General features: G+C 73.3%; 24 protein-coding genes. 12 read left to right on the plus strand and 12 right to left on the minus strand.

Annotation, left to right across the window (positions count from 1 at the left end; translation table 11 throughout):
- Positions 1-26: 26 nt before the first annotated feature.
- Positions 27-440 (minus strand): VOC family protein, encoded by a 414-nt coding sequence (locus ACFWJB_RS20120; RefSeq protein ID WP_386923729.1) that lies wholly within the window; start codon positions 438-440, stop codon positions 27-29.
- A gap of 278 nt (positions 441-718) precedes the next feature.
- Here ACFWJB_RS20120 and abc-f point away from each other — a divergent pair, with 278 nt between their 5' ends.
- The 3 genes from abc-f (at position 719) to ACFWJB_RS20135 (ending at position 3,831) form a co-directional block, all read left to right on the plus strand.
- On the plus strand, positions 719-2,317 hold the full coding sequence (gene abc-f, locus ACFWJB_RS20125; protein WP_385469309.1) for a ribosomal protection-like ABC-F family protein: 1,599 nt from the start codon (positions 719-721) through the stop codon (positions 2,315-2,317).
- Positions 2,318-2,651: 334 nt separating this feature from the next.
- On the plus strand, positions 2,652-2,873 hold the full coding sequence (locus ACFWJB_RS20130; RefSeq protein WP_018567695.1) for a helix-turn-helix domain-containing protein: 222 nt from the start codon (positions 2,652-2,654) through the stop codon (positions 2,871-2,873).
- 154 nt (positions 2,874-3,027) lie between these two features.
- Positions 3,028-3,831 carry an enoyl-CoA hydratase/isomerase family protein gene (locus ACFWJB_RS20135; RefSeq protein ID WP_386923732.1) on the plus strand — a complete coding sequence of 268 codons (804 nt, stop codon included), beginning with the start codon at positions 3,028-3,030 and terminating at the stop codon, positions 3,829-3,831.
- A gap of 66 nt (positions 3,832-3,897) precedes the next feature.
- On the opposite strand, the gene ACFWJB_RS20140 is transcribed toward ACFWJB_RS20135, so the two are convergent.
- A complete protein-coding gene (locus tag ACFWJB_RS20140) occupies positions 3,898-4,641 on the minus strand; it encodes a nucleopolyhedrovirus P10 family protein (RefSeq protein ID WP_386923734.1) in 744 nt (247 codons plus the stop codon).
- 86 nt (positions 4,642-4,727) lie between these two features.
- Here ACFWJB_RS20140 and ACFWJB_RS20145 point away from each other — a divergent pair, with 86 nt between their 5' ends.
- The 5 genes from ACFWJB_RS20145 to amaP are packed head-to-tail and all read left to right on the plus strand — an operon-like array spanning position 4,728 to position 7,014.
- The gene (locus ACFWJB_RS20145) at positions 4,728-5,189 is read left to right on the plus strand and encodes an Asp23/Gls24 family envelope stress response protein (RefSeq protein ID WP_385469303.1); all 462 of its coding nucleotides are present in this window, start codon (positions 4,728-4,730) and stop codon (positions 5,187-5,189) included.
- A 28-nt stretch (positions 5,190-5,217) separates the two neighbouring features.
- Positions 5,218-5,403, plus strand: a complete 186-nt coding sequence (locus tag ACFWJB_RS20150; RefSeq protein ID WP_356203858.1) for a hypothetical protein — start codon at positions 5,218-5,220, stop codon at positions 5,401-5,403.
- Entirely contained in the window at positions 5,400-5,783 is a 384-nt protein-coding gene (locus ACFWJB_RS20155; RefSeq protein ID WP_385469301.1) for a hypothetical protein, read from the plus strand. Before ACFWJB_RS20150 ends, ACFWJB_RS20155 begins: the two co-directional genes overlap by 4 nt.
- A complete protein-coding gene (locus ACFWJB_RS20160) occupies positions 5,780-6,430 on the plus strand; it encodes a DUF6286 domain-containing protein (protein WP_386923737.1) in 651 nt (216 codons plus the stop codon). Before ACFWJB_RS20155 ends, ACFWJB_RS20160 begins: the two co-directional genes overlap by 4 nt.
- Complete coding sequence (amaP, locus tag ACFWJB_RS20165) at positions 6,427-7,014, plus strand: alkaline shock response membrane anchor protein AmaP (RefSeq protein WP_386923739.1); 588 nt, start codon at positions 6,427-6,429, stop codon at positions 7,012-7,014. The genes ACFWJB_RS20160 and amaP overlap by 4 nt, the downstream gene beginning before the upstream one ends.
- 42 nt (positions 7,015-7,056) lie before the next feature.
- Here amaP and ACFWJB_RS20170 read toward each other — a convergent pair whose 3' ends face one another.
- From ACFWJB_RS20170 to ACFWJB_RS20205, 8 genes are all read right to left on the minus strand, one after another.
- The gene (locus ACFWJB_RS20170; protein WP_385469295.1) at positions 7,057-7,812 is read right to left on the minus strand and encodes an SDR family oxidoreductase; all 756 of its coding nucleotides are present in this window, start codon (positions 7,810-7,812) and stop codon (positions 7,057-7,059) included.
- A 5-nt stretch (positions 7,813-7,817) separates the two neighbouring features.
- Positions 7,818-9,602, minus strand: coding sequence for a glycoside hydrolase family 15 protein (locus ACFWJB_RS20175; protein WP_386923741.1), 1,785 nt, complete (start codon positions 9,600-9,602; stop codon positions 7,818-7,820).
- Positions 9,603-9,669: 67 nt separating this feature from the next.
- Positions 9,670-10,461, minus strand: a complete 792-nt coding sequence (locus tag ACFWJB_RS20180) for an SURF1 family protein (protein WP_385469291.1) — start codon at positions 10,459-10,461, stop codon at positions 9,670-9,672.
- A gap of 88 nt (positions 10,462-10,549) precedes the next feature.
- Positions 10,550-10,783, minus strand: coding sequence for a hypothetical protein (locus ACFWJB_RS20185; RefSeq protein WP_385469289.1), 234 nt, complete (start codon positions 10,781-10,783; stop codon positions 10,550-10,552).
- 63 nt (positions 10,784-10,846) lie between these two features.
- On the minus strand, positions 10,847-11,860 hold the full coding sequence (locus ACFWJB_RS20190) for a DEDDh family exonuclease (RefSeq protein ID WP_385469287.1): 1,014 nt from the start codon (positions 11,858-11,860) through the stop codon (positions 10,847-10,849).
- A gap of 221 nt (positions 11,861-12,081) precedes the next feature.
- Positions 12,082-13,089, minus strand: a complete 1,008-nt coding sequence (locus ACFWJB_RS20195) for a CopD family protein (RefSeq protein WP_386923744.1) — start codon at positions 13,087-13,089, stop codon at positions 12,082-12,084.
- Between the two features lie 56 nt (positions 13,090-13,145).
- The gene (locus tag ACFWJB_RS20200; protein WP_386923746.1) at positions 13,146-14,528 is read right to left on the minus strand and encodes a CoA transferase; all 1,383 of its coding nucleotides are present in this window, start codon (positions 14,526-14,528) and stop codon (positions 13,146-13,148) included.
- A 55-nt stretch (positions 14,529-14,583) separates the two neighbouring features.
- Positions 14,584-16,101 (minus strand): S8 family serine peptidase, encoded by a 1,518-nt coding sequence (locus tag ACFWJB_RS20205; protein ID WP_386923748.1) that lies wholly within the window; start codon positions 16,099-16,101, stop codon positions 14,584-14,586.
- A gap of 441 nt (positions 16,102-16,542) precedes the next feature.
- Here ACFWJB_RS20205 and ACFWJB_RS20210 point away from each other — a divergent pair, with 441 nt between their 5' ends.
- From ACFWJB_RS20210 to moaA, 3 genes are all read left to right on the plus strand, one after another.
- A complete protein-coding gene (locus ACFWJB_RS20210; RefSeq protein ID WP_386923751.1) occupies positions 16,543-16,899 on the plus strand; it encodes a DUF485 domain-containing protein in 357 nt (118 codons plus the stop codon).
- Complete coding sequence (locus tag ACFWJB_RS20215) at positions 16,896-18,530, plus strand: cation acetate symporter (protein ID WP_385469277.1); 1,635 nt, start codon at positions 16,896-16,898, stop codon at positions 18,528-18,530. Before ACFWJB_RS20210 ends, ACFWJB_RS20215 begins: the two co-directional genes overlap by 4 nt.
- Positions 18,531-18,687: 157 nt before the next feature.
- Positions 18,688-19,677 carry a GTP 3',8-cyclase MoaA gene (gene moaA, locus ACFWJB_RS20220; protein WP_385473653.1) on the plus strand — a complete coding sequence of 330 codons (990 nt, stop codon included), beginning with the start codon at positions 18,688-18,690 and terminating at the stop codon, positions 19,675-19,677.
- Here moaA and ACFWJB_RS20225 read toward each other — a convergent pair.
- Together ACFWJB_RS20225 and ACFWJB_RS20230 are read right to left on the minus strand one after the other, a co-directional pair.
- Positions 19,674-19,895, minus strand: coding sequence for a hypothetical protein (locus ACFWJB_RS20225; RefSeq protein ID WP_385467606.1), 222 nt, complete (start codon positions 19,893-19,895; stop codon positions 19,674-19,676). The two genes, moaA and ACFWJB_RS20225, sit on opposite strands and share 4 nt — an antisense overlap.
- A 234-nt stretch (positions 19,896-20,129) precedes the next feature.
- Complete coding sequence (locus tag ACFWJB_RS20230) at positions 20,130-20,528, minus strand: DUF3099 domain-containing protein (RefSeq protein ID WP_385467603.1); 399 nt, start codon at positions 20,526-20,528, stop codon at positions 20,130-20,132.
- A gap of 261 nt (positions 20,529-20,789) precedes the next feature.
- Here ACFWJB_RS20230 and ACFWJB_RS20235 point away from each other — a divergent pair, with 261 nt between their 5' ends.
- Positions 20,790-21,071 (plus strand): GlsB/YeaQ/YmgE family stress response membrane protein, encoded by a 282-nt coding sequence (locus tag ACFWJB_RS20235; protein ID WP_385467600.1) that lies wholly within the window; start codon positions 20,790-20,792, stop codon positions 21,069-21,071.
- Positions 21,072-21,110 lie beyond the last annotated feature (39 nt).

Consider the following 21,110-nt stretch of genomic DNA (forward strand, 5'->3'; position numbering starts at 1 on the left):
CGGCGGACGTCAGCCGGCGGCGGACGTCAGCCGCGGACATCGGGCGCGTACGTCCCGAAGCTCCAGACGTTGCCCTCGAGGTCCCGGGCCATGTAGTCCCGGGACCCGTAGTCCTGGTCCGTCGGGGGCATCAGGATCTCCGCGCCGTGCTCCACGGCCCGCCGGTGGTGTGCGTCGACGTCGTCCACCACGACGTACACCCCCGTCGTGCCCGCGTTCCCCATCGCCTCGTCGAAGCGGCTGCCCGTGCCCCTGGAACCGAGCATCACCGCGCCGTTGCCCTGGGCCAGCTCCGCGTGCGCGACCGAGCCGTCCTCGCCCTCGTACACGGCCAGTTCCGTGAAGCCGAAGGCCCGCGTGAGCTGGCGGACCGCCGCCTTGGCGTCCGCGTACAGCAGCGTCGGGAAGACGCTCGGGCGGCCGCCGTCCGTGCCTGCCATGCCGATCACTCCCTCGTGAGCCGGTACCGGTGACCGGACGCCGGGAAAGTCCCGGAATCCGGCCCGGCGCCCAGTTTCGCACCGGCCACCCTCAGTGCCCGCGATCCGCGCCCCGCGAACGGTGGAACCCCGGACGGACGGCCGCGGGGACCGGCACCCGGGAAAAGCGGTTGCACGGCCCCGTTAGACTGGCCCCATGGCCATTCTCCTCGCGCATTAGACGGCGGGAAACGTCCTCAGCCGCCCATCCCGTCACCCACCCGCCCTGGAGTCTGACCGTGATCTCCGCCTCCGGCATCGAGCTGCGCGCCGGTGCCCGCGTCCTCATCGAGAGCGCCACCTTCCGCATCGCCAAGGGCGACCGCATCGGCCTGGTCGGCCGCAACGGCGCCGGCAAGACCACCCTCACCAAGGTCCTCGCCGGCGAGGGCATCCCCGCCGGGGGTACCGTCACCCGCTCCGGCGAGGTCGGCTACCTCCCGCAGGACCCGCGCACCGGCGACCTCGACGTGCTGGCCCGCGACCGCATCCTCTCCGCCCGCGGCCTCGACACCCTGATCCGCAAGATGCGCGAGAACGAGCAGCGCATCGCGAACGGCCAGGGCGCCACCCGCGAGAAGGCGCTCAGGCAGTACGAGCGGCAAGAGACGGAGTTCCTCACCAAGGGCGGATACGCCGCCGAGGCCGAGGCCGCCACCATCGCCGCCGCGCTCAACCTGCCCGACCGCGTGCTCGGCCAGCCCCTGCACACGCTCTCCGGCGGTCAGCGCCGCCGTGTCGAGCTGGCCCGGATCCTGTTCTCCGACGCGGACACGCTGCTGCTCGACGAGCCGACCAACCACCTCGACGCCGACTCGATCGTCTGGCTGCGCGACTACCTGAAGACCTACCGCGGCGGCTTCATCGTGATCTCCCACGACGTCGACCTGGTGGAGACGGTCGTCAACAAGGTGTTCTACCTGGACGCCAACCGCTCCCAGATCGACGTCTACAACATGGGCTGGAAGCTCTACCAGCAGCAGCGCGAGGCCGACGAGAAGCGGCGCAAGCGCGAGCGCGCCAACGCCGAGAAGAAGGCCGCCGCCCTGCACTCGCAGGCCGACAAGATGCGCGCCAAGGCCACCAAGACCGTCGCGGCGCAGAACATGGCCCGCCGCGCCGACAAGCTGCTGTCCGGCCTGGAGGCCGTCCGCCAGTCCGACAAGGTCGCCAAGCTCCGCTTCCCCGAGCCGGCGCCCTGCGGCAAGACCCCGCTGACCGCGGAGGGCCTGTCCAAGTCCTACGGCTCCCTGGAGATCTTCACCGACGTCGACCTGGCCATCGACAAGGGCTCCCGCGTCGTCATCCTCGGTCTCAACGGCGCCGGCAAGACGACCCTGCTGCGCCTGCTCGGCGGCGTGGAGAAGCCCGACACGGGCGAGGTCGTCGAGGGCCACGGCCTCAAGCTCGGCTACTACGCGCAGGAGCACGAGACCCTCGACCCCGAGCGCACCGTCCTGGAGAACATGCGGTCCGCCGCGCCCGACATGGACCTCGTCGAGGTCCGCAAGGTGCTCGGCTCGTTCCTGTTCTCCGGCGACGACGTCGACAAGCCGGCCGGTGTCCTCTCCGGCGGCGAGAAGACCCGCCTCGCGCTGGCCACCCTCGTGGTCTCCTCGGCGAACGTGCTGCTCCTCGACGAGCCGACGAACAACCTCGACCCGGCCAGCCGGGAGGAGATCCTCGGCGCGCTGCGCACCTACAAGGGCGCGGTCGTGCTCGTCACCCACGACGAGGGCGCGGTCGAGGCGCTCCAGCCGGAGCGGATCATCCTGCTCCCGGACGGCGTCGAGGACCTGTGGGGCGCCGGCTACGCGGACCTCGTCGCCCTCGCTTGATCGAACGGATGATCCACTGGGTATGGATCATTCGGCCGATCCGTGATCCACCATCTGTGTGAGATCTCCTCATCATGAGGTGTGTCCTACATCGATTTCGCGGCCGGGGCCCCATTCTGGGGGCCCCGGCCGCGTCGCCTTTCTGACCTGCGCTTTCGCCGGGAGATCCGCGCGGCTGTCGTCGCCCGACGCTTTGGAATTGCGCATTCCGGATGTGGGGACGCGCTCCTGTCGTCACATCCCTGTCTCATCGACCTTGCCGAATGGGTGGCCATGAGGCCCATGAGGGGTGATCATGAGGAGACCAGAGCGCACTTCCCATGAGGAGGCACGGGTGGCCGAGACTCTGAAGAAGGGCAGCCGGGTGACCGGCGCCGCGCGCGACAAGCTCGCGGCAGACCTGAAGAAGAAGTACGACGCCGGTGCGAGCATCCGGGCGTTGGCCGAGGAAACCGGCCGCTCGTATGGCTTCGTGCACCGCATGCTCAGCGAGTCGGGCGTCACGCTGCGAGGGCGTGGCGGGGCGACCCGGGGCAAGAAGGCCGCATCGGCCTGATCCACCCCGGGTGGCCCCTCGGCTCCGATGGTGGCCACCCGGTCGGTCGTCCGGCCGGCCGGGTGGTTACTGTGCAGTCACTTAGCTCTGTCGCGGCACGGCGAGGCAGTCGGCGCACGGCAGGGACGACGACCGCACCCTTCGGAGGCGCTCCATGGCTTCGCCCGCCCACGACCCCGGTCCCGCACTCGACAAGGACGGCGTGCGGCTCACCGTCGACGACGCGATCGCCACGGTGACCCTGACCAACCCCGCCAAGCGCAACGCGCAGAGCCCCGCTCTGTGGCGAGCGCTCACCGAGGCCGGCCGGCTGCTGCCGGGCTCCGTCCGGGTCGTCGTGCTGCGGGCCGAGGGCAAGTCCTTCTCGGCCGGCCTCGACCGGCAGGCGTTCACGCCCGAGGGCTTCGACGGCGAACCGTCGTTCATCGACCTCGCCCGGGGCGGCGACGCCGAGCTGGACGGGACCATCGCCGAGTACCAGGAGGCGTTCACCTGGTGGCGGCGCAGCGACCTCGTGTCCGTCGCCGCCGTGCAGGGGCACGCCATCGGGGCCGGCTTCCAGCTGGCCCTCGCCTGCGACCTGCGGGTCGTCGCGGACGACGTGCAGTTCGCCATGCGCGAGACCAGCCTCGGCCTCGTGCCCGACCTCACGGGCACGCATCCGCTGGTGTCCCTGGTCGGATACGCCCGCGCGCTGGAGATCTGCGCGACCGGGCGCTTCGTCACGGCCGAGGAGGCCGTGAACACCGGCCTCGCCAACCTCGCCGTGCCCGGGGAGCAGCTCGACGGCGCCGTGCACGACCTGGTGTCCGCGATCCTCTCCCCGCCGCGCGACGCCGTCGTCGAGACCAAGGCGCTGCTCCAGGGCGCCCAGAACCGGGACTACGAGGCCCAGCGCGCCGCGGAGCGCGCCGCCCAGGGCCGTCGGCTGCGCGACCTGGCCGGACTCGGGGACTGAGCCCCCGACGGCCGGCCGGCCCACCCGGCCGGCGCCGTGACGACGGGCGTGGTCCGGCCCGTGGGTTCAGCCGATCGCCGTCACCAGTACGGCCACCGTGGGGTGGTCCGGCAGGGCCTCGGTCACCGCTGCCCTGACCCGCCGGGCCACCTCCGCGGCCGGCCGGTCCGCGCCGACCGCCAGCTCCACCCGTACGTGGCGACGCGGCAGGGCGGCCTCCAGCCGCGCGTCCGGCACCGTGATGTGCACCGGGCGGCCCAGCGTGCCGGTCAGCCCCCTGACGCCGGGGACCGCGAGCGCGGCGCCCGCCACCCGGCCCTCGTCCGTGTCGTCCGCCTCCTCCCGGGCCGGCGGGCCGCCCGAGGTCCCGGGCTCCGGCTCCGGGACGGGACCCGGCGCCGGCTCGGGTGCCGCGTCCAGCAGGTCCGTCGCCCGCAGATCGACGTCCGTCACGGTCAGGCCGATCCGCCGCGCCGCCGCGTCGGCCAGGGCGGCGCGCAGACGGTCGGCCGCGGCCGGCACGGGCTCGGCCGCCGACGCCGCGAAGTCGGCCGACACCCTCAGCGGACCGGGCGGCAGGGCGCTCGGCGGCGCCGGCACGACCGGCTCCGGAGCCTCCTGCGGGGCGGCGAGGGTGATGCGCAGGCGCCCCGGGCGCACGCCCGGCACGTCCCGGACCGCGGCCAGCAGCGCCTCCCGCGCCGCGCGCTCGGCGATCCACGCGCCGTCCCGCGGCCCGCCCAGGGGCAGCAGCCTGCCGAGCCCCAGCTGCTCCCGTACCGTCCGCGTCCACCGATCAGGCGTTGTCATTGCTTCAGCCTGCCGCATCCCCGGCGCGCAATCGCGTCGCCGTGCTTACCGTGGTGAATAAGCGACGACTGGAGGGATGTGCGGACATGAGCGACTTGACGGAAAAGGACACACCGGAGACCGGGAGGGCGCAGGCGGTCCGGCGCGGCGGCGGCGACCCCGGCACCCGTGGCCGGACCACCATCGCCGACGGCGTCGTCGAGAAAATCACCGGAATGGCGGCACGCGACGTCTCGGGTGTCCACGCCCTGGGCAGCGGGATGGCGCGTACCTTCGGAGCCGTGCGGGACCGCGTGCCCGGCGGGTCCAAGTCGGTGACGCGCGGCGTGAAGGCCGAGGTCGGCGAGAAGCAGACCGCGCTCGATCTGGAGATCGTCGTCGAGTACGGCGTGTCGATCAGCGACGTGGCCCGGGACGTACGGGAGAACGTGGTGGCGGCGGTGGAGCGGATGACCGGCCTCGAGGTCGTCGAGGTCAACATCGCGGTGAGCGACGTGAAGCTGCCGGACGAGGAGGACGAGGAGCCGGCCGAACCGCGGATCAGGTGACGGGACGACGGACTGAGGAGAGCGCACCATGAACATGGCGGTGGTCGGCATGATCGCCGGGATGGCGTTGGGGTTCGCCGGGTACTTCGGCGGCTTCGGGGCCTTCGTGCTGGTGGCGGCCCTGGGCGCCGTCGGGTTCGTCGTCGGCCGGTTCCTTGAGGGGGACATGGACCTCGGCGACCTGTTCCGCGCCCGTGACGACCGGCGGCGGTGACCGGAGTGAGCGAGGCGCCCGGTGAGGTCCGCGACGCCCTGACGCCGGTCCCCGCGGGCGAGCGCGGAGCCACGCGGATCGCCGACCGGGTCGTGGCCAAGATCGCCGCCCAGGCGGCACGGGAGGCGGTCGGCGTGCTCCATCCGGACGCCGAGCGCCCGCACGCCTCCGTCGTCGTCCATCACGACATCGCCCGCGTACGCGTCCACGTCGAACTCGACTACCCCTGCGACATCGGTGCCCGCTGCGGGCAGGTGCGCCACCGGGTCGTCCAGCGGGTCGGCGGGCTGGCGGGCATGGCGGTGCCGGAGGTCGGCGTCCAGGTGGAGCGGCTGCACCTGGCGGCGGAGTACGGCGCGCGGCAGCGGAGGACGCGATGAGCGAGCCCCGGAGCACCGAGGGCAGCACGCGGGGCCTGCCCGTCATGGAGAAGCCGGCCGGCACCGGCCCCCCGCAGCGGCCCCCGGCCGAGGGCGAGCGCGGACCACGCGGCCGCTTCTGGTCGGCGCGCCGCGTCCCCGCGGGCATCGTCGCCCTCCTGCTGCTGATCGCCGCCGGCGCCTTCCTCTACGACGTCGTCGCCGTCCGCGCCGGCCGCTCCGCCCTGGGCTGGCGCCGGGAACTGGCCCGGCAGCTCGCCCAGCGCCCCCTCGACGACATCTGGGTCCGGGTCGGCGCGGGCGTCGCCGCCGCCCTCGGGCTCTGGCTGCTCGTGCTGGCGGTCACGCCCGGCCTGCGCAGGATGCTGCCGATGCGGCGCACCCGTCCGGACGTACGCGCGGGACTGCACCGGGACGCCGCCTCCGCGGTGCTGCGCGACCGGGCCGTGGAGGTGGCCGGCGTGCAGTCGGCGCACGTGCGGATGCGACGCGGGAAGGTCCGGGTGCGCGCGCTCGCGCACTTCAGGGAGCTGGACGACGTACGGAGCGACCTGGACGGCGTGCTCGACGACGCCGTGCGCGGGCTCGGGCTGGCCCGGACGCCCGCCGTGTCGGTCCGGGTGGCGCGGCCGGGACGGAAGGGGTGACGAACGTGCTCAGGACCGTCGACCGGGTACTGCTGGGACTCGTGGGCCTGGTGCTGATCGCCGTGGGCGGCGCCGTGCTCGCGGTGTCGTACGGCGTGTCGCCGCCCTCCTGGTGGGTGCACCAGGGGCCGCACGACGTGCTGCTCAGCAATGCCGAGCGGACCCGCTGGCGGGACTCCGGCTGGTGGTGGCCGGTCGTCATCGCCGCGCTCGCCGTCCTGCTGCTGCTCGCCCTGTGGTGGCTCGTCGCGGTTCTGCGCCGCCGCCGGCTCTCCGAGGTCCTCGTCCGGACCGGCGACGGCGAGGGCGCGGTGCTGCGCGGCCGGGCCCTGGAGGGCGCCCTCGCCCAGGAGACGGACCGGGTGGACGGGGTCGAACGGGTCGGTGTCCGGCTCACCGGACGGCGCGACGCCCCGCGGGCCCGCGTCCGGCTGCTGCTGGCCCCGCACGTGGACCCCGGCACCGCGCTCGACGACCTCACCGCGCGCGCCCTCACCCACGCCCGCGACTCGGCCGGCCTCGCCGCCCTCCCGGCGGAGGTACGCCTCCACGGCGTCAAGCACCACGCCGAACGGGTCAGCTGACCCGGCCGTTGCCCCCTGGCCGACCGGGACCGGCGCCAGGCCTCAGAAGCCGTGCCGGCTCCCGCCGTCCACCGGCAGCATCACGCCCGTCACGTACGACGCCGCGGGCGACAGCAGGAACGCCGCCGCGCGGCCGAACTCCTCCGGGGTGCCGTAGCGGCGCAGCGGGATGCGGGACTCGCTCGCCGCCCTGGTCGCCTCCGGGTCGGCGGACCGGCCGTCCAGCTCGCGCACCCGGTCGGTGTCGATCCGGCCCGGCAGCAGGCCGACGACGCGGATGCCGCGCGGGCCCAGCTCGTCGGCGAGGGACTTGGCGAGGCCCGCCAGTCCCGGCCGCAGGCCGTTGGAGATGGTCAGGCCCGGGATCGGCTCGTGCACGGAACCCGACAGCACGAAGCCGATGACACCGCCGTCCTCCAGCTCGGCGGCCGCGGTGCGGGCCAGCCGCACCGCGCCGAGGAACACCGACTCGAACGCGGCCTGCCACTGCTCGTCGGTGTTGTCGGCGACGAAGCCGGGCGGCGGCCCGCCCACGCTGATCAGCACGCCGTCGAAGCGCCCGAAGCGCTCGCGGGCGGTCGCGACCAGCCGCGCGGCGGCCCCGGGGTCGGCGTTGTCGGCGGCCACGCCCACCGCGTCGGGGCCCAGCGCGGACGCGGCGTCCTCGACGCTCTTCCCGTCCCGCCCCGTGACGACCACCTTCGCGCCGTCGGCGACCAGTGCGCGCGCGGTGGCGTTGCCCAGGCCACGGGTGGCTCCGGTGACGACGTACACCCGGTCCTTCAGTCCAAGATCCATGGTTCCTATCCTGCCCCCTCGTCCCCGAACAGGGCGAGGGCGGTGTTCACCAGGCCGACGTGGCTGAACGCCTGCGGGAAGTTGCCGAGCTGGTGGCCCGCCACCGGGTCGTACTCCTCGGCCAGCAGACCCACGTCGTTGGCGAGCCCCACCAGCCGCTCGAACAGCTCCCGGGCCTCCTCGGTCCGGCCGGTCGCGTGCAGCGCGTCCGCGTACCAGAACGAGCACACCAGGAACGTGCCCTCGCCGCCCGGCAGTCCGTCCACGGCCGGGCCCTCGGTGCTGTAGCGGCGCACCAGGCCGTCCCGGGTCAGCTCCTTGCCGATCGCGTCGACCGTGCCGACGACCCGCGGATCGTCCGCGGGCAGGAAACCCACCCGGGGGAGGAGGAGCAGCGCGGCGTCGAGCTCCGCCGAACCGTAGGACTGGGTGAAGGTGTTGCGCTCCGGGTCGTAGCCCTTCTCGCACACCTCCCGGTGCACCTCCTCGCGCAGCGCGCGCCAGCCGTCCAGGTCACCGCCCAGCTCCGGGCTGCTCTCCAGGGTGCGCACCGCCCGGTCGGCGGCCACCCAGGCCATCACCTTGGAGTGCACGAACTGCCGGCGTCCGCCGCGCACCTCCCACAGCCCCTCGTCCGGCTGCCGCCACGCCGTGGTCAGGAAGTCCATCAGCGCACACTGGAGCTCCCACATCTGCGGCTTGGGACGCATGCCCGCCAGCCGGGCCAGTGACAGGGAGTCCATGACCTCGCCGTACACGTCCAGCTGGAGCTGGCTCACCGCGTCGTTGCCGACCCGCACCGGCGCCGACCCGGCGAAGCCGGACAGCCACGGCAGCTCGAACTCGGGCAGCCGCCGCTCGCCCGCCAGGCCGTACATGATCTGCAGGTCGGCCGGGTCGCCCGCGACCGCGCGCAGCAGCCAGTCGCGCCAGGCCTCGGCCTCCTCCAGGTACCCGGCCGACAGCAGGGCGCCCAGGGTGAGCGTGGAGTCGCGCAGCCAGCAGAAGCGGTAGTCCCAGTTGCGGACGCCGCCCGGTTCCTCGGGCAGCGAGGTGGTGGGGGCGGCCACGATGCCGCCGGTCGGCCGGTAGGTGAGTGCCTTCAGCGTGATCAGGGAGCGGACCACGGCGTCCCGGTGCGGACCGTCGTAGCGGCAGTGGGCGGCCCAGGCGCGCCAGTCCTCGACGCTGTGCTCCAGCGACTCGTACGGGTCCACCAGCCGCGGACGCGGCTCGTGCGAGGGGTGCCAGGTGAGGACGAACGCGACCTTCTCGCCCTCGGCGACCGTGAACTCCGCGTGCGTCCCGAAGTCCTGACCCCAGCTGCGCACCTCCGGCTCACTGCGCAGCCACGCGGAGTCCGGCCCGGCGACGGCCACCCGGTGACCGTCGGACCGGCGCACCCACGGCACGACGGAGCCGTAGTCGAAGCGCAGCCGCAGCGCGCTGTGCACGGTGACCTCACCGCGCAGGCCCTCGACGACGCGCACCAGGTCGGGGGCGCGGTCGCGCTGGGGCATGAAGTCGGTGACCCGGACGGCGCCGTCGGCGGTCTCCCACTCGGTGTCCAGGACGAGGGTGTCGGGACGGTAGGCGCGCCGGGTGCAGCGCTCGGCGCCCACGGGGGCGATGCGCCAGTGGCCGTTGTCCTCGTCGCCGAGCAGCCTGGCGAAGCAGGCGGCGGAGTCGAAGCGGGGCAGGCACAGCCAGTCCACGGAGCCGTCCGTGCCGACCAGGGCCGCGGTCTGCTGGTCGCCGATGAGCGCGTAGTCCTCTATCTGGGGATGCACGGATGTCCGTCTGCCCGGCCGGTGACGGAGCAATCGGCTCCGCACCGGCGGCCCGCGCGGACCGCCGCTACACGGTGGCGGGTTCCGCCTCCGGGGCCGGCGCGTCCTCGGCGGCCTCCCGGTCGCGCCGCTCGCGGCGGACCAGGATCCACCAGCCGACCGGGACGGCCGCGGAGAACAGCCACCACTGGATCGCGTACGCGAAGTTCAGCGCCGCGTCCTCGTTGCCGGGCCGGCCGATCGGCTCGGGGGTGCCGCCCGTGGGCTCCGGCGCCGTCAGGACGACGTACCCGCCGAGCACCCGGGCGTCCAGACGGGCGGCCTCCTGCTCGCTGTTGATGAGCATGATCTGCCGGTCCGGGAGGCCCTGGAGGTCCTTGATGCCGCTCGCGGCGGTCGTCTCGTCGGGCATCATCCGCCCGGTCACGGTGATCTCCCCCCGGGGCGGTGCGGGGACCTCGGGGTACTCGGTCTGACTGGGGCCGTCCGCGGGGATCCAGCCCCGGTTGACGAGCAGGACCCTGCCGTCCGTGAGGACGAACGGGGTCAGCACGTGGTAGCCGATCTTGTCCTGGGCGTTCGTGCGCCGGCGGACGACGACCTCGTGCTCCGTGTCGAAGCGGCCCTTCGCGGTCACGCCGCGGTACCGCTCGTGCGTGGTGATCTTCCTGCCGGGAGCGGTCAGCGACTCCACCGGCACCGGCTCCGCGCCGAGCGCGTCGGCCACCAGGTCGTTCCGGGCGGTGCGTTCCTCGTAGCGGTGCATCTGCCAGAAGCCCAGCTCGATCATCGTCGGGATGAGCAGCAGGGCGACCAGCGTGAGGATCACCCACTGGCGGGACAACAGGAAGCGGTACACGCATCGACGGTACCTTGCCGAAACGCGGTCCTCGCCGGAGGGTCCGGGCGAGGGCCGCGGCCCTCGCCGCCGGTGGGCCCGTCCGGCCTCAGGCCCTGTCGACGATGCCCGCCCTCCCCTCGGCGCGGGCGCAGTGGGCGCCGCAGTACCAGTGGCCGTCGGCCTCCACGCCCTGGCCGATGATCTGCACCCGGCAGTGCTCGCAGATGGGGGCCATCCGGTGGATCGCGCAGGAGAAGCAGTCGAAGACGTGCACCGCCCCCTGCGCGTGGACCTCGAACGTCATTCCGTAGTTGTTGCCGCAGACTTCGCATGTCGCCATGCGCCACAGGGTGAGCCGTCGGCGCGGCACGGGCGAGCGGGCGCCGGGCGAGTCGCCCGGCAATCACCCGTCCGTACGGCTCGCGCCCGGCTCGCCGTCCGCCGGCTCCACGTCCCGCAGCAGCTGCCCGAAGGCCGCCTCGTCCACCACCGGCGTGCCGTACTGCCGGGCCTTGACCACCTTCGACGTGCCCGAGTCCGGGTCGTTGGTGACCAGCAGGCTGGTCAGCCGGGACAGGCTGCCGGCGACGTGCAGCCCGGCCTCGGTCGCGCGGTCCTCCAGCAGGTCCCGCTCGGTCGAGGTGTCACCCGAGAAGGCGACCCGCATGCCCTGCTTGAGGCGTTTGCCCTCTTCGTACCGGCCCGGGTTGGGATAGGGGCATGCGGGCCTTTTGCGGGCGGGGCGCCAACTGGTCGGCCGGGAGCCGCCGTAGCCGGCCTGCCGCCCGATCCGGGGCGCGGGCCGGTCCGACCACTCCGTCAGCGGCCGGCACTCGTGCAGCGGCAGCCGCAGGCCGCTCGCCGCCGCGGCGCGCAGGCTCGGCCGGAACGCCTCCGCCAGCACGCGCGCGTCGTCCAGCGCGTGGTGCGCCCGCTGCTGCACGACGCCGAAGTGCGCGGCCAGCGACTCCAGCTTGTGATTGGGCAGCGGCAGCGCCAGCTCCTTGGAGAGCGCGATGGTGCACAGCCGTTGACGCACCGGGGCCGCACCCTCCGCGCGCGCGTACTCCCGGGCGATCATCTGCCAGTCGAAGACGGCGTTGTGCGCGACGAGCACCCGCCCGTCGAGCCGGGCGGCGAACTCCTGGGCGACGTCCCGGAACAGCGGGGCCCCCTCGAGCACCTCGCTCGTCAGTCCGTGTATCCACACCGGTCCCGGGTCCCGCTCCGGATTGACCAGCGTGTACCAGTGGTCCTCGACCTCTCCGCGCGCGTCCAGCCGGTAGACGGCCGCGGAGATGATGCGGTCGTCGCGGGCCAGGCCGGTGGTCTCCACGTCAACGACCGCGTACCCCTGCGGATACGCGGCCGGCCACGCGGTGGCGGGCGACGCTGCGGTCGTGCGGTCTTCGAGCATGGTCCATGAGGATACGGGCCACGACCGACAGTCCCGCCCCGCAGGTGCCCCTCCGGGCCCGCGGGCCGCCGCCGCGTCAAGTCCGGACGGCCGTACGGTGATTGCGGCGGCCGGGCTCGCCGGGACGGCCGCGGCACGCGGGCGGGGCCGCCCCGGAACCACGCACGACGCCCTCCCCGTGTGACGGAACCCACGCGCACCGGGGCCCCGCCGGCCCGGTCTCACCAGCGGATCGGCACCGGAAGCGCCGTCAGCAGGCCGGACACCGCGACCACCGCGCCGAGGGCGACGACCTCCCCGCGTGCGGGCGAGCAGGCGGACAGCGGGTCGGTGGCGCGGCCCAGCCGGACCCGGGCCCACAGGGCGAGGGCGGCGACGGCCGCCACCAGGACCACCTTGGCGAGCAGGACCCTGCCGTACGCCGTGTCCGTCAACTGGTCCAGGACCGTGCCCGCAGGCATCCGGCGCAGCGAACTGCACACGCCCGTCGCCGTGATGACGGCGAGCAGGACGACCGCCACGCGCGCGTAGAGACCGAGCAGGGCCGGGCCCGCCGCGGCGCCCCGCCACACCCGCAGGATCCGCAGCGCGTACAGCAGGCCGCCCACCCACAGGGACGCGCACGTCAGGTGCACCAGTGTCAGGCCGGAGCCGATCAGGGGGCTGTACTCGGTGGTGGGATGCGCGCGCAGGGCCTCCGCGACGACCACCGCGGCCAGGGGCCAGACCTGGGTGCCCGGCCGCCGCGAGACGGCGCACAGGCCCGCCACCAGGAAGGCGTTGACCTCGAGCAGCGCGAGCTTGCCGTCCCGGGACTCGTAGAGGCCGCCGACGTCGATCTCGGCGATGCCGCCCGGCACCAGGTTGCCGGTGGCCACGACCGACGCCAGGCCCAGCGCGGCGGCGAACGCGGCGGCGTTGGCCCAGGGGGACCAACTGCGGGGCCGGTCCGGTGGAGCACCGGGGAGGGACCGGGTCAGCCGGTGCACGAAGAGTTCACCGACCGGGATGCTCAGCGCCGCGAACAGCACCGTGCGCAGCAGGGCGATGCCGCCGGTGCCGGGCGCTTCGGCCTCTCCGGTGCCGTGCAGGGCGGGGGAGGGGCCGAGCACGGGTATCAGCGCGGCCAGCGCCACCAGCACGAGCACGGCCGCGGCCCGGCCGGTGCCGGAGGCCCGCGCGTGCCGCCCGGTGCCGGCGGACCGGGACGGAGGTTCTGTGGAGGTCACGTCGAGATCTTCACCAACTGCCCCAGAACCGGGCAAGTCCAGGGCCCTCGGCGGCGTCACCGCCACGCCGCGGCGTCCGCACCCCAGGGGCCCGGCGGACGCGCCCAGTCGGCCGGGCCGCCGGCGTAGGAAACCGGCGGCAGGGCGTACCGCAGCCGACCGAGCCGGCTGTCCCGCTCGGCGAGCCAGGGCTCCGGCCCCGGGTACGCCTGCGCAGGCTCACGCCGCGCCGGCCCGGCGCGGTCCGGCCGGACCTCGTCCATGAGCCAGGCGGCGGTCCGTGCCAGGGACAGCCGCACGAGCCGGCCGCCGCCCTCCCGCGCCCGGTCGGTCAGGGACCGCAGCACGGCGGCCGCCAGCAGGTGACCGGTGCCGTGGTCGAGGGCCTGTGCGGGCAGGGCCCCGGGCCGCTCGGCCGACCCCTCGACGAGGGCGATGCCGGTGGCCGCCTGCACCAGGCTGTCGAAGCCGCGCCGCCCCGCCCACGGGCCGTCCGCGCCCCACGCCGACAGCTCGGCCACGACCAGTCCGGGCCGGCGGCCGGCCAGGGCGCGGGGGGACAGCCCGAACCGGTCCAGGGCGCCCGGCCGGTACCCGGTGACGACGACGTCGGCCCGGGCCAGCAGCTCCTCGAACTCCGCCCGGCCGGACGTCAGGTCCAGCGCGGCCGACCGCTTGCCGAAGCCCGTGTCGGCGTGCTGGTCGGGGAGTTCGGGCAGTCCGGGCGGGTCCAAGCGCAGGACGTCCGCACCGAGCAGCGCGAGCGTGCGGGTGGCGACCGGGCCCGCGACGACCCGGGTCAGGTCCAGGACGCGCAGCCCGGCGGCGGGCGAGGCGAGGCTCCCCGGGGCGGGCGCGAGTGCCCGCGCGGGTGCCGAGTCCAGCCGCTCGTGTTCGACGAGGGGGCGCCGGGCCACCGCGGCGCCCTGCTCGTGCGCCGCCCACTGCGCCGGAGTGCGCAGCGCGACCGCGAGGCCGCCGGCCGCGTACACGGCCTCCTCTGTGTCCGGCGCGGACCGTTCGCCGAGCGCCGCCGCGACGCGCGCGGGGTCGTCGGGCAGGTCCAGGGCGGCCAGCAGGCGCCGCCGGTGGTGCGGATAGTTCGCGTGGGTGCGCAGCCAGCCGTCGGCGGTGCGCCAGAACCGGGACAGCGGGGCGAACGACACCGGCTCGCGTCCGGCGACGCGCAGGTGCCGCTCGCTGGTGAACGCGGTGGCGACGGCTCCGTCGTCCACCCGTACCCCGGGCACGCGCGCGAGCCCCTCGCGACGCGCCGCCAGCTCGGCGGCGGCCAGCGCGCACACGCCGACGCAGATCCGGGCGGACTCCCGTACGGGAAGGTGCCCCACAAGGGCACCTTCCCGCACGGTGGCCGTCACGCGCCGGAGGAGGGCGGGATCACCGCCCAGGGCGGACCAGGCGAACTCGAAGTCGGTCATGACGGCACCATGCAGCATTGACCGGATCAACATGTCCGCCGGTGCGGCGGTTTCCCTACCGGGTCACCGCGTCCAGCGCGTCGGCCATGCCCCAGCCGTAGAAGCCGTTGCGGTTCTTCGACCCCTCGCACACCGCGTCCACCTTGCCGTCGCCGTCGATGTCGTACGGCTTGGTGCACGCCGTGGCGTCGGCCTGCGCGTACAGCAGCGCCTTGACCATGGCCGGGGTGGCGTGCGGGTGCGTCGACTTGATCAGCGCGGCGACACCGGCGACGTGCGGCGACGCCATCGACGTACCGGCCATGTAGCCCCACTTGCCGCCGGGCAGGGTGCCCAGGATCAGTCCGCTGGTGGCCGGCGGCGCCGGGGTCTGGTAGGCGGTCGAGTCGCCGCCGGGCGCGGCGATGTCGATGACGCCCAGACCGTGGTTCGAGAAGGACGACTTCAGGCCCTTCGCACCGGTCGCCGCGACCGTGACGACACCCGGCAGCTGGGTCGGGATGTCGTAGCACTTCGACGGGTCGACGACCCGGTCGCCGGGCGTGGTGTCGTTGGGGGAGGACGGGTCGAGGATCTCGTCGGAGGCGAGGTCGTAGTTCTCGTTGCCGGCCGCGGCGACGTTGACCGCGCCCTTCTTCTCCGCGTACCGCGAGGCGCGCGAGACGGCCTCGACGAGCGCCTTCTGGTCCGGGTCGTTCTTGCAGTTGAAGTACCACGGGTCGGTGTAGTAGCTGTTGTTGGTCACGTCGACGCCGTGCTCGGCCGCCCACATGAAGCCGCAGACCACGGCCTCGGTGTAGAAGAAGCCGTCCGGGTTGGACACCTTGATGCCCGCCACCTTCACGCCGGGCGCCACGCCGGTCATGCCGACGCCGTTCTTGGCGGCGGCGATCTCCCCGGCCACGTGGGTGCCGTGCGGGCTCTCCGCCGCGCCCGGCCGCCAGGCGCCGTCGGCGGTGTCCGGCTTGCCCGCCACGCAGTTGACCGACGCCTGCCGGTCGAAGTTCGGCGCGATGTCCGGGTGCGTGTCGTCGACGCCGGTGTCGATCACCGCGACGGTCACCCTGCTGCTGCCCAGGGACTTCTCGTGCGCCTTGTCCGCCTTGATGGCGGGCAGGTCCCACTGGAGGGACTCGAGCGGGTCCTGGCCCTGGACGGCCTGAGCGGCGGCGGCCTCCTGCGCGGTGAGCACCTTCGGCGTGCCGACGTCGGTCGTCGACGCCGAGGGCAGCGGCGCGGTGCGGGTGGCACCGGCCGACTGCACGCCGTGCGCCTTGCGCACGGTCCTGGCGAAGTCCGGGTCGGCCGAGTGGACGACGATCACGCCGATCCGGTCGTACGACGTCACGATCGTGCCGCCGGCCTTGGCTATCGCACGCTTCACCTGCGCCGAAGGCCCGTGCCCGGGCTGCACGTTGACGACGTAGCTGAGCGAGGTGGCCTCGGCGCCCGCGTCCGGGGCGGCCTCGGCGGCGGAGGCCTGGATGTTGGGCAGGAACGCGAGGGCCGTGGCGAGGGCCATGCCGGCCGGGATCGCGACGGCGCGGCGGCGACGGGAGTGGGGCGCTGTCATGTGCGGGGTCTCCAGTTCGTGAGAGAAAGGGGAAGGGACGAGCGGAGCGGGTCGTTTCACCGCGCGCAGCGCGTCCCCGACCCCGCGGCCCCCGGCGGGAAGCCGAGCGACCCGGCCGGCGACAGCACGACGGGTACGGCGGGAACGGGCCGCCGTCTGGAACGCAGATGAATCATGGGGTCTCCACATCATCCGGACACGAGACCGGCCCGGGACACTGGTCGTGCTCGGGCAGGTACATGACGCAGTGGTGCAGGGCGAAGCTATCTCCCGAAGTCGCTGGCCAGCAATGACTTCCCACAAGTGACTTGGGAAAGTGCCGCGGGCGTTGAACCGGTCCCCGTGAGGCGCCGTGTCGTTGGACAGGGAGCCCGGGCCCGACCAGGCCCCCGCGAGAACACCGAGATCAAAGCCGTCATGTCCGTCGTACGAGGAGACTCCGTGGCCACCGACGCACCGCCCCCCTCGAAAGAGGAACACCGACTCCCCTCCACCGAGGAGTTCTCCGAGGTGCAGCAGAGCGCGGAGTTCGCCGAACTGCGCCGCTCCTTCCGCTCCTTCGCCTTCCCGCTGACGATCGCGTTCGTCGCCTGGTACCTGCTGTACGTGCTGCTGTCGAACTTCGCCGGCGGCTTCATGGGCACCAAGCTGTTCGGCAACATCAACGTCGCCCTCGTCCTCGGTCTCGCCCAGTTCGTCACCACGTTCCTCATCGCCTGGTGGTACTCGCGGCACGCCGCCGCGAAGCTCGACCCCAAGGCAGAGGCCATCAAGTCCCGGATGGAGAACGGCGCATGAGCCCCGCACAGACCGTCATCGCCGCCGAACTGGCCGCCAACGAGGCCAGCGAGCACCGGCCGCTCATCATCACGCTCTTCGCGGTCTTCGTCCTCGCGACGCTCGGCATCACCGTGTGGGCGGGCCGGCAGACCAAGGACGCCGCCGACTTCTACGCGGGCGGCCGCCAGTTCAGCGCCTTCCAGAACGGCCTCGCCGTCTCCGGCGACTACATGTCGGCCGCGTCCTTCCTCGGCATCGCCGGCGCCATCGCCCTCTTCGGCTACGACGGCTTCCTGTACTCCATCGGCTTCCTGGTCGCCTGGCTGGTCGCCCTGCTGCTGGTGGCCGAGCCGCTGCGGAACTCCGGCCGCTACACGATGGGCGACGTCCTCGCCTACCGCATGCGTCAGCGCCCCGTGCGCACCGCCGCCGGCACCTCCACGATCGTCGTGTCGATCTTCTACCTGCTGGCCCAGATGGCCGGCGCGGGCGTCCTCGTCTCCCTGCTGCTCGGCATCACCTCCGACGCGGGCAAGATCCTCATCGTCGCCCTCGTCGGCGTCCTGATGATCGTGTACGTCACCATCGGCGGCATGAAGGGCACCACCTGGGTCCAGATGGTCAAGGCCGTGCTGCTGATCGGCGGCACCATCCTGATCACCTTCCTGGTGCTGCTGAAGTTCGACTTCAACATCTCCGACCTGCTCGGCAAGGCCGCCGAGAACAGCGGCAAGGGCTCCGCCTTCCTGGAGCCCGGCCTCCAGTACGGTGCGACGGGCACCTCCAAGCTGGACTTCATCTCCCTCGGCATCGCCCTGGTGCTCGGCACGGCCGGCCTGCCGCACATCCTGATCCGCTTCTACACCGTGCCCAACGCCAAGGCCGCCCGTAAGTCCGTGAACTGGGCGATCGGCATCATCGGCGCCTTCTACCTGATGACCATCGCGCTCGGCTTCGGCGCCGCCGCGCTCATCGGGCAGGACGAGATCATCGCGTCCAACCCGTCCGGCAACACGGCCGCGCCACTGCTCGCGCTGCACGTCGGCGGAGTGGACTCGGCGTGGGGCGCGATCCTGCTCGCCACGATCTCGGCGGTGGCCTTCGCGACCATCCTCGCGGTGGTCGCCGGCCTCACCCTCGCCTCGTCGTCCTCCTTCGCGCACGACATCTACGCCAACGTCATCCGCAAGGGGCAGGCGACCGAGAAGGAGGAGATGCGCGCGGCCCGCTGGGCGACCGTCTTCATCGGCATCGTCTCCATCGCGCTCGGCGCCCTGGCCCGCGACCTGAACGTGGCCGGTCTGGTCGCCCTGGCCTTCGCGGTCGCGGCCTCCGCCAACCTGCCGACGATCCTGTACAGCCTGTTCTGGAAGCGGTTCACCACGCAGGGCGCGCTCTGGTCGATCTACGGCGGCCTGATCGTCGCCGTCGGCCTGGTGCTGTTCTCGCCCGTCGTCTCCGGCGACCCCAAGGCGATGTTCCCGGACGTCGACTTCGCCTGGTTCCCGCTGAAGAACCCGGGCATCATCTCCATCCCGTTCGGCTTCCTCATGGGCTGGCTCGGCACGGTCCTGTCGAAGGAGGAGCCCGACAAGGCGAAGTACGCGGAGCTCGAGGTCCGGTCGCTGACCGGCACGGGCGCCCACTGATCCCGTCCCGCCGCGGCCCCGTCGTAGATCCCTACGACGGGGCCGCGGCGTACGTCGTAGGGATCGGGCCGCTGTCGATGTCGGCGGGTTCACGTAGGCTCGCAGGTGTCGGAGGAGCGAAACGCTCCGTCGATCCGCGTCGAGGGAGGGGGCCCACGTGCTCATCGACACCTACGGCCGAGTGGCCACCGACCTGAGGGTCTCGCTGACCGACCGCTGCAACCTGCGCTGCACGTACTGCATGCCGGAAGAGGGCCTGCAGTGGCTGGCCAAGCCCGATCTGCTCACGGACGACGAGATCGTCCGCCTCATCGGCATCGCGGTCACCTCCCTCGGCATCGAGGAGGTCCGCTTCACCGGCGGGGAGCCCCTGCTGCGCCCCGGCCTGACCGGCATCGTCGAGCGCGTCGCCGCCCTGGAGTCGCGCCCCCGGATGTCCCTCACCACCAACGGCATCGGCCTCAGGCGCACGGCGGCGGCCCTGAAGGCCGCGGGCCTGGACCGGGTCAACGTCTCACTGGACACCCTGCGCCCGGACGTCTTCAAGACCCTCACCCGCCGGGACCGCCACAAGGACGTCCTGGAGGGTCTGCAGGCCGCCCGCGAGGCCGGGCTCACCCCCGTCAAGGTCAACAGCGTCCTGATGCCGGGGCTCAACGACGACGAGGCCCCCGACCTGCTGGCCTGGGCCGTCGAGCACGACTACGAGCTGCGCTTCATCGAGCAGATGCCGCTGGACGCCCAGCACGGCTGGAAGCGCGAGGGCATGGTCACCGCGGGTGACATCCTGGCCTCCCTGCGCACCCGCTTCGAGCTGACCGCCGAGGGCGCGGAGGAGCGCGGCTCGGCCCCCGCCGAGCGCTGGCTCGTGGACGGCGGGCCGCACCGCGTCGGCGTCATCGCCTCCGTCACCCGGCCGTTCTGCGCGGCCTGCGACCGCACCCGCCTGACGGCCGACGGCCAGGTGCGCACCTGCCTGTTCGCCACCGAGGAGACCGACCTGCGCGCCGCCCTGCGTTCGGACGCCCCCGACGAGGAGATCGCCCGCATCTGGAAGCTCGCCATGTGGGGCAAGAAGGCGGGCGCGGGCCTCGACGACCCGTCGTTCGTCCAGCCGGACCGGCCGATGTCGGCGATCGGAGGCTAGGAGTGCTCGGCCGCCTGCCAGTCCTCGAACCGGGCGACGTCCTTCAGGAAGCCCCGCACCCCGAGGAACTGGGACAGGTGCTCCCGGTGCTCCTCGCAGGCGAGCCACGTCTTGCGGCGCTCCGGCGTGTGCACCTTCGGGTTGTTCCACGCCAGCACCCACACGGCGGCACTGCGGCAGCCCTTGGCGGAGCAGATGGGGGTCGGTTCGTCACTCACAGGTTCGTCTCACAACTCACGGAAAAAGGCGACGCCGAGCAGCCACGGGGGGAGCTGCCCGGCGTCGGTCCGTCGCTCCGACGGGGGATGCGGAGCGCGTACGAAGTATGTCACGGGTCACCCGCCGCCTGGCACCGGAACAACGTGATTGATCTGAGGTTCTCTTGAGCCTGGCGCGGAATCGACGCCCGCCCCGGCCGGCCGCCGGACCCGTGGTCGCGGCCCTTCCGGTGGTCACGGCCGGCCGTTCGGCTCACCCGCAGGGCCCGGCGCCGCGTCCCCTGCGGCGTCCTCCGAATCCGGTTCCGCACGGCCGTCGTCCGCCCGTGGGGGCGTGATCATCGGCGGGGTGGGCACCGTCACGAACGTCGACGGCAGCGACGGCGCGTTCTCCCGACCGGCGTTCGCGATCACGACGGCGATGTAGGGCAGGACCGCGCCGAGCACCAGCGCCACGATCGCGACGTGCCGTTCCACGTTCCACAGGCAGGCCGCGAGGATGACCGAAACCGTACGGACCGACATCGAGATGATGTAGCGGCGCTGCCGCCCGCGCACGTCCTCCTGGAGACCCGTACGGGCTCCGGTGATCCGGAACACCTCGGTCTTCTGCCCGGCGCCCATCTTCCGCATCACGTTCCACCAACCGCCCGCATCGGTCCGTCCCCGCCCCGCTTCCGTCCGCGGCCGCTCGGGGACCCCGGTCCCGGACGGACTCCACGTTACGCCGCGTCCCGGCCTCCCACGAGGCCGGGTCGGCCCCGGTGCGCGCGCCCGGCGTGCGCCGCGCCGCGTAGGCGGACGCCTCGTTCGGCCGTACCCGGCATGCGCCGTTCGCGGTACGGCCGAAGACTGGCGGCAATGCTCGCGTGGAGCCGTCAGAGGGAGGCAGCCATGGGCTGGTTGTGGGCGATCATCGTCGGATTCGTGCTCGGTCTGATCGCCAAGGCGATCATTCCGGGGAAGCAGCACAGCCCCCTGTGGCTGACCACCATCTTCGGCATGCTGGGCGCCATCGCGGGCAACGCGGTCGCACGCGGGGTCGGTGTCGAGGCCACCTCCGGCATCGACTGGTGGCGGCACCTGTTCCAGCTGGTGGCCGCGATCATCATCGTCGCCGTCGGCGACGCGGCCTACATGGCGGTGCGGGGCAACAGGCGACGCGAACGCGCCTGACACCGTACGGCGAAGAGGCGGCACCCGGGCACCGGGAAC

The sequence above is a fragment of the Streptomyces sp. NPDC127100 genome, assembly GCF_042724095.1.
Lineage (GTDB): Bacteria > Actinomycetota > Actinomycetes > Streptomycetales > Streptomycetaceae > Streptomyces.

Bases quoted from the DNA above. Each gene is read 5' to 3' on its own strand.
- ACFWJB_RS20120 (WP_386923729.1), bottom strand. From the start codon at position 440: ATGGCAGGCACGGACGGCGGCCGCCCGAGCGTCTTCCCGACGCTGCTG.
- ACFWJB_RS20135 (WP_386923732.1), top strand. From the start codon at position 3,028: ATGGCTTCGCCCGCCCACGACCCCGGTCCCGCACTCGACAAGGACGGC.
- ACFWJB_RS20140 (WP_386923734.1), bottom strand. From the start codon at position 4,641: ATGACAACGCCTGATCGGTGGACGCGGACGGTACGGGAGCAGCTGGGG.
- ACFWJB_RS20145 (WP_385469303.1), top strand. From the start codon at position 4,728: ATGAGCGACTTGACGGAAAAGGACACACCGGAGACCGGGAGGGCGCAG.
- ACFWJB_RS20150 (WP_356203858.1), top strand. From the start codon at position 5,218: ATGAACATGGCGGTGGTCGGCATGATCGCCGGGATGGCGTTGGGGTTC.
- ACFWJB_RS20160 (WP_386923737.1), top strand. From the start codon at position 5,780: ATGAGCGAGCCCCGGAGCACCGAGGGCAGCACGCGGGGCCTGCCCGTC.
- ACFWJB_RS20170 (WP_385469295.1), bottom strand. From the start codon at position 7,812: ATGGATCTTGGACTGAAGGACCGGGTGTACGTCGTCACCGGAGCCACC.
- ACFWJB_RS20185 (WP_385469289.1), bottom strand. From the start codon at position 10,783: ATGGCGACATGCGAAGTCTGCGGCAACAACTACGGAATGACGTTCGAG.
- ACFWJB_RS20190 (WP_385469287.1), bottom strand. From the start codon at position 11,860: ATGCTCGAAGACCGCACGACCGCAGCGTCGCCCGCCACCGCGTGGCCG.
- ACFWJB_RS20200 (WP_386923746.1), bottom strand. From the start codon at position 14,528: ATGACCGACTTCGAGTTCGCCTGGTCCGCCCTGGGCGGTGATCCCGCC.
- ACFWJB_RS20205 (WP_386923748.1), bottom strand. From the start codon at position 16,101: ATGACAGCGCCCCACTCCCGTCGCCGCCGCGCCGTCGCGATCCCGGCC.
- ACFWJB_RS20215 (WP_385469277.1), top strand. From the start codon at position 16,896: ATGAGCCCCGCACAGACCGTCATCGCCGCCGAACTGGCCGCCAACGAG.
- ACFWJB_RS20230 (WP_385467603.1), bottom strand. From the start codon at position 20,528: ATGCGGAAGATGGGCGCCGGGCAGAAGACCGAGGTGTTCCGGATCACC.
- ACFWJB_RS20235 (WP_385467600.1), top strand. From the start codon at position 20,790: ATGGGCTGGTTGTGGGCGATCATCGTCGGATTCGTGCTCGGTCTGATC.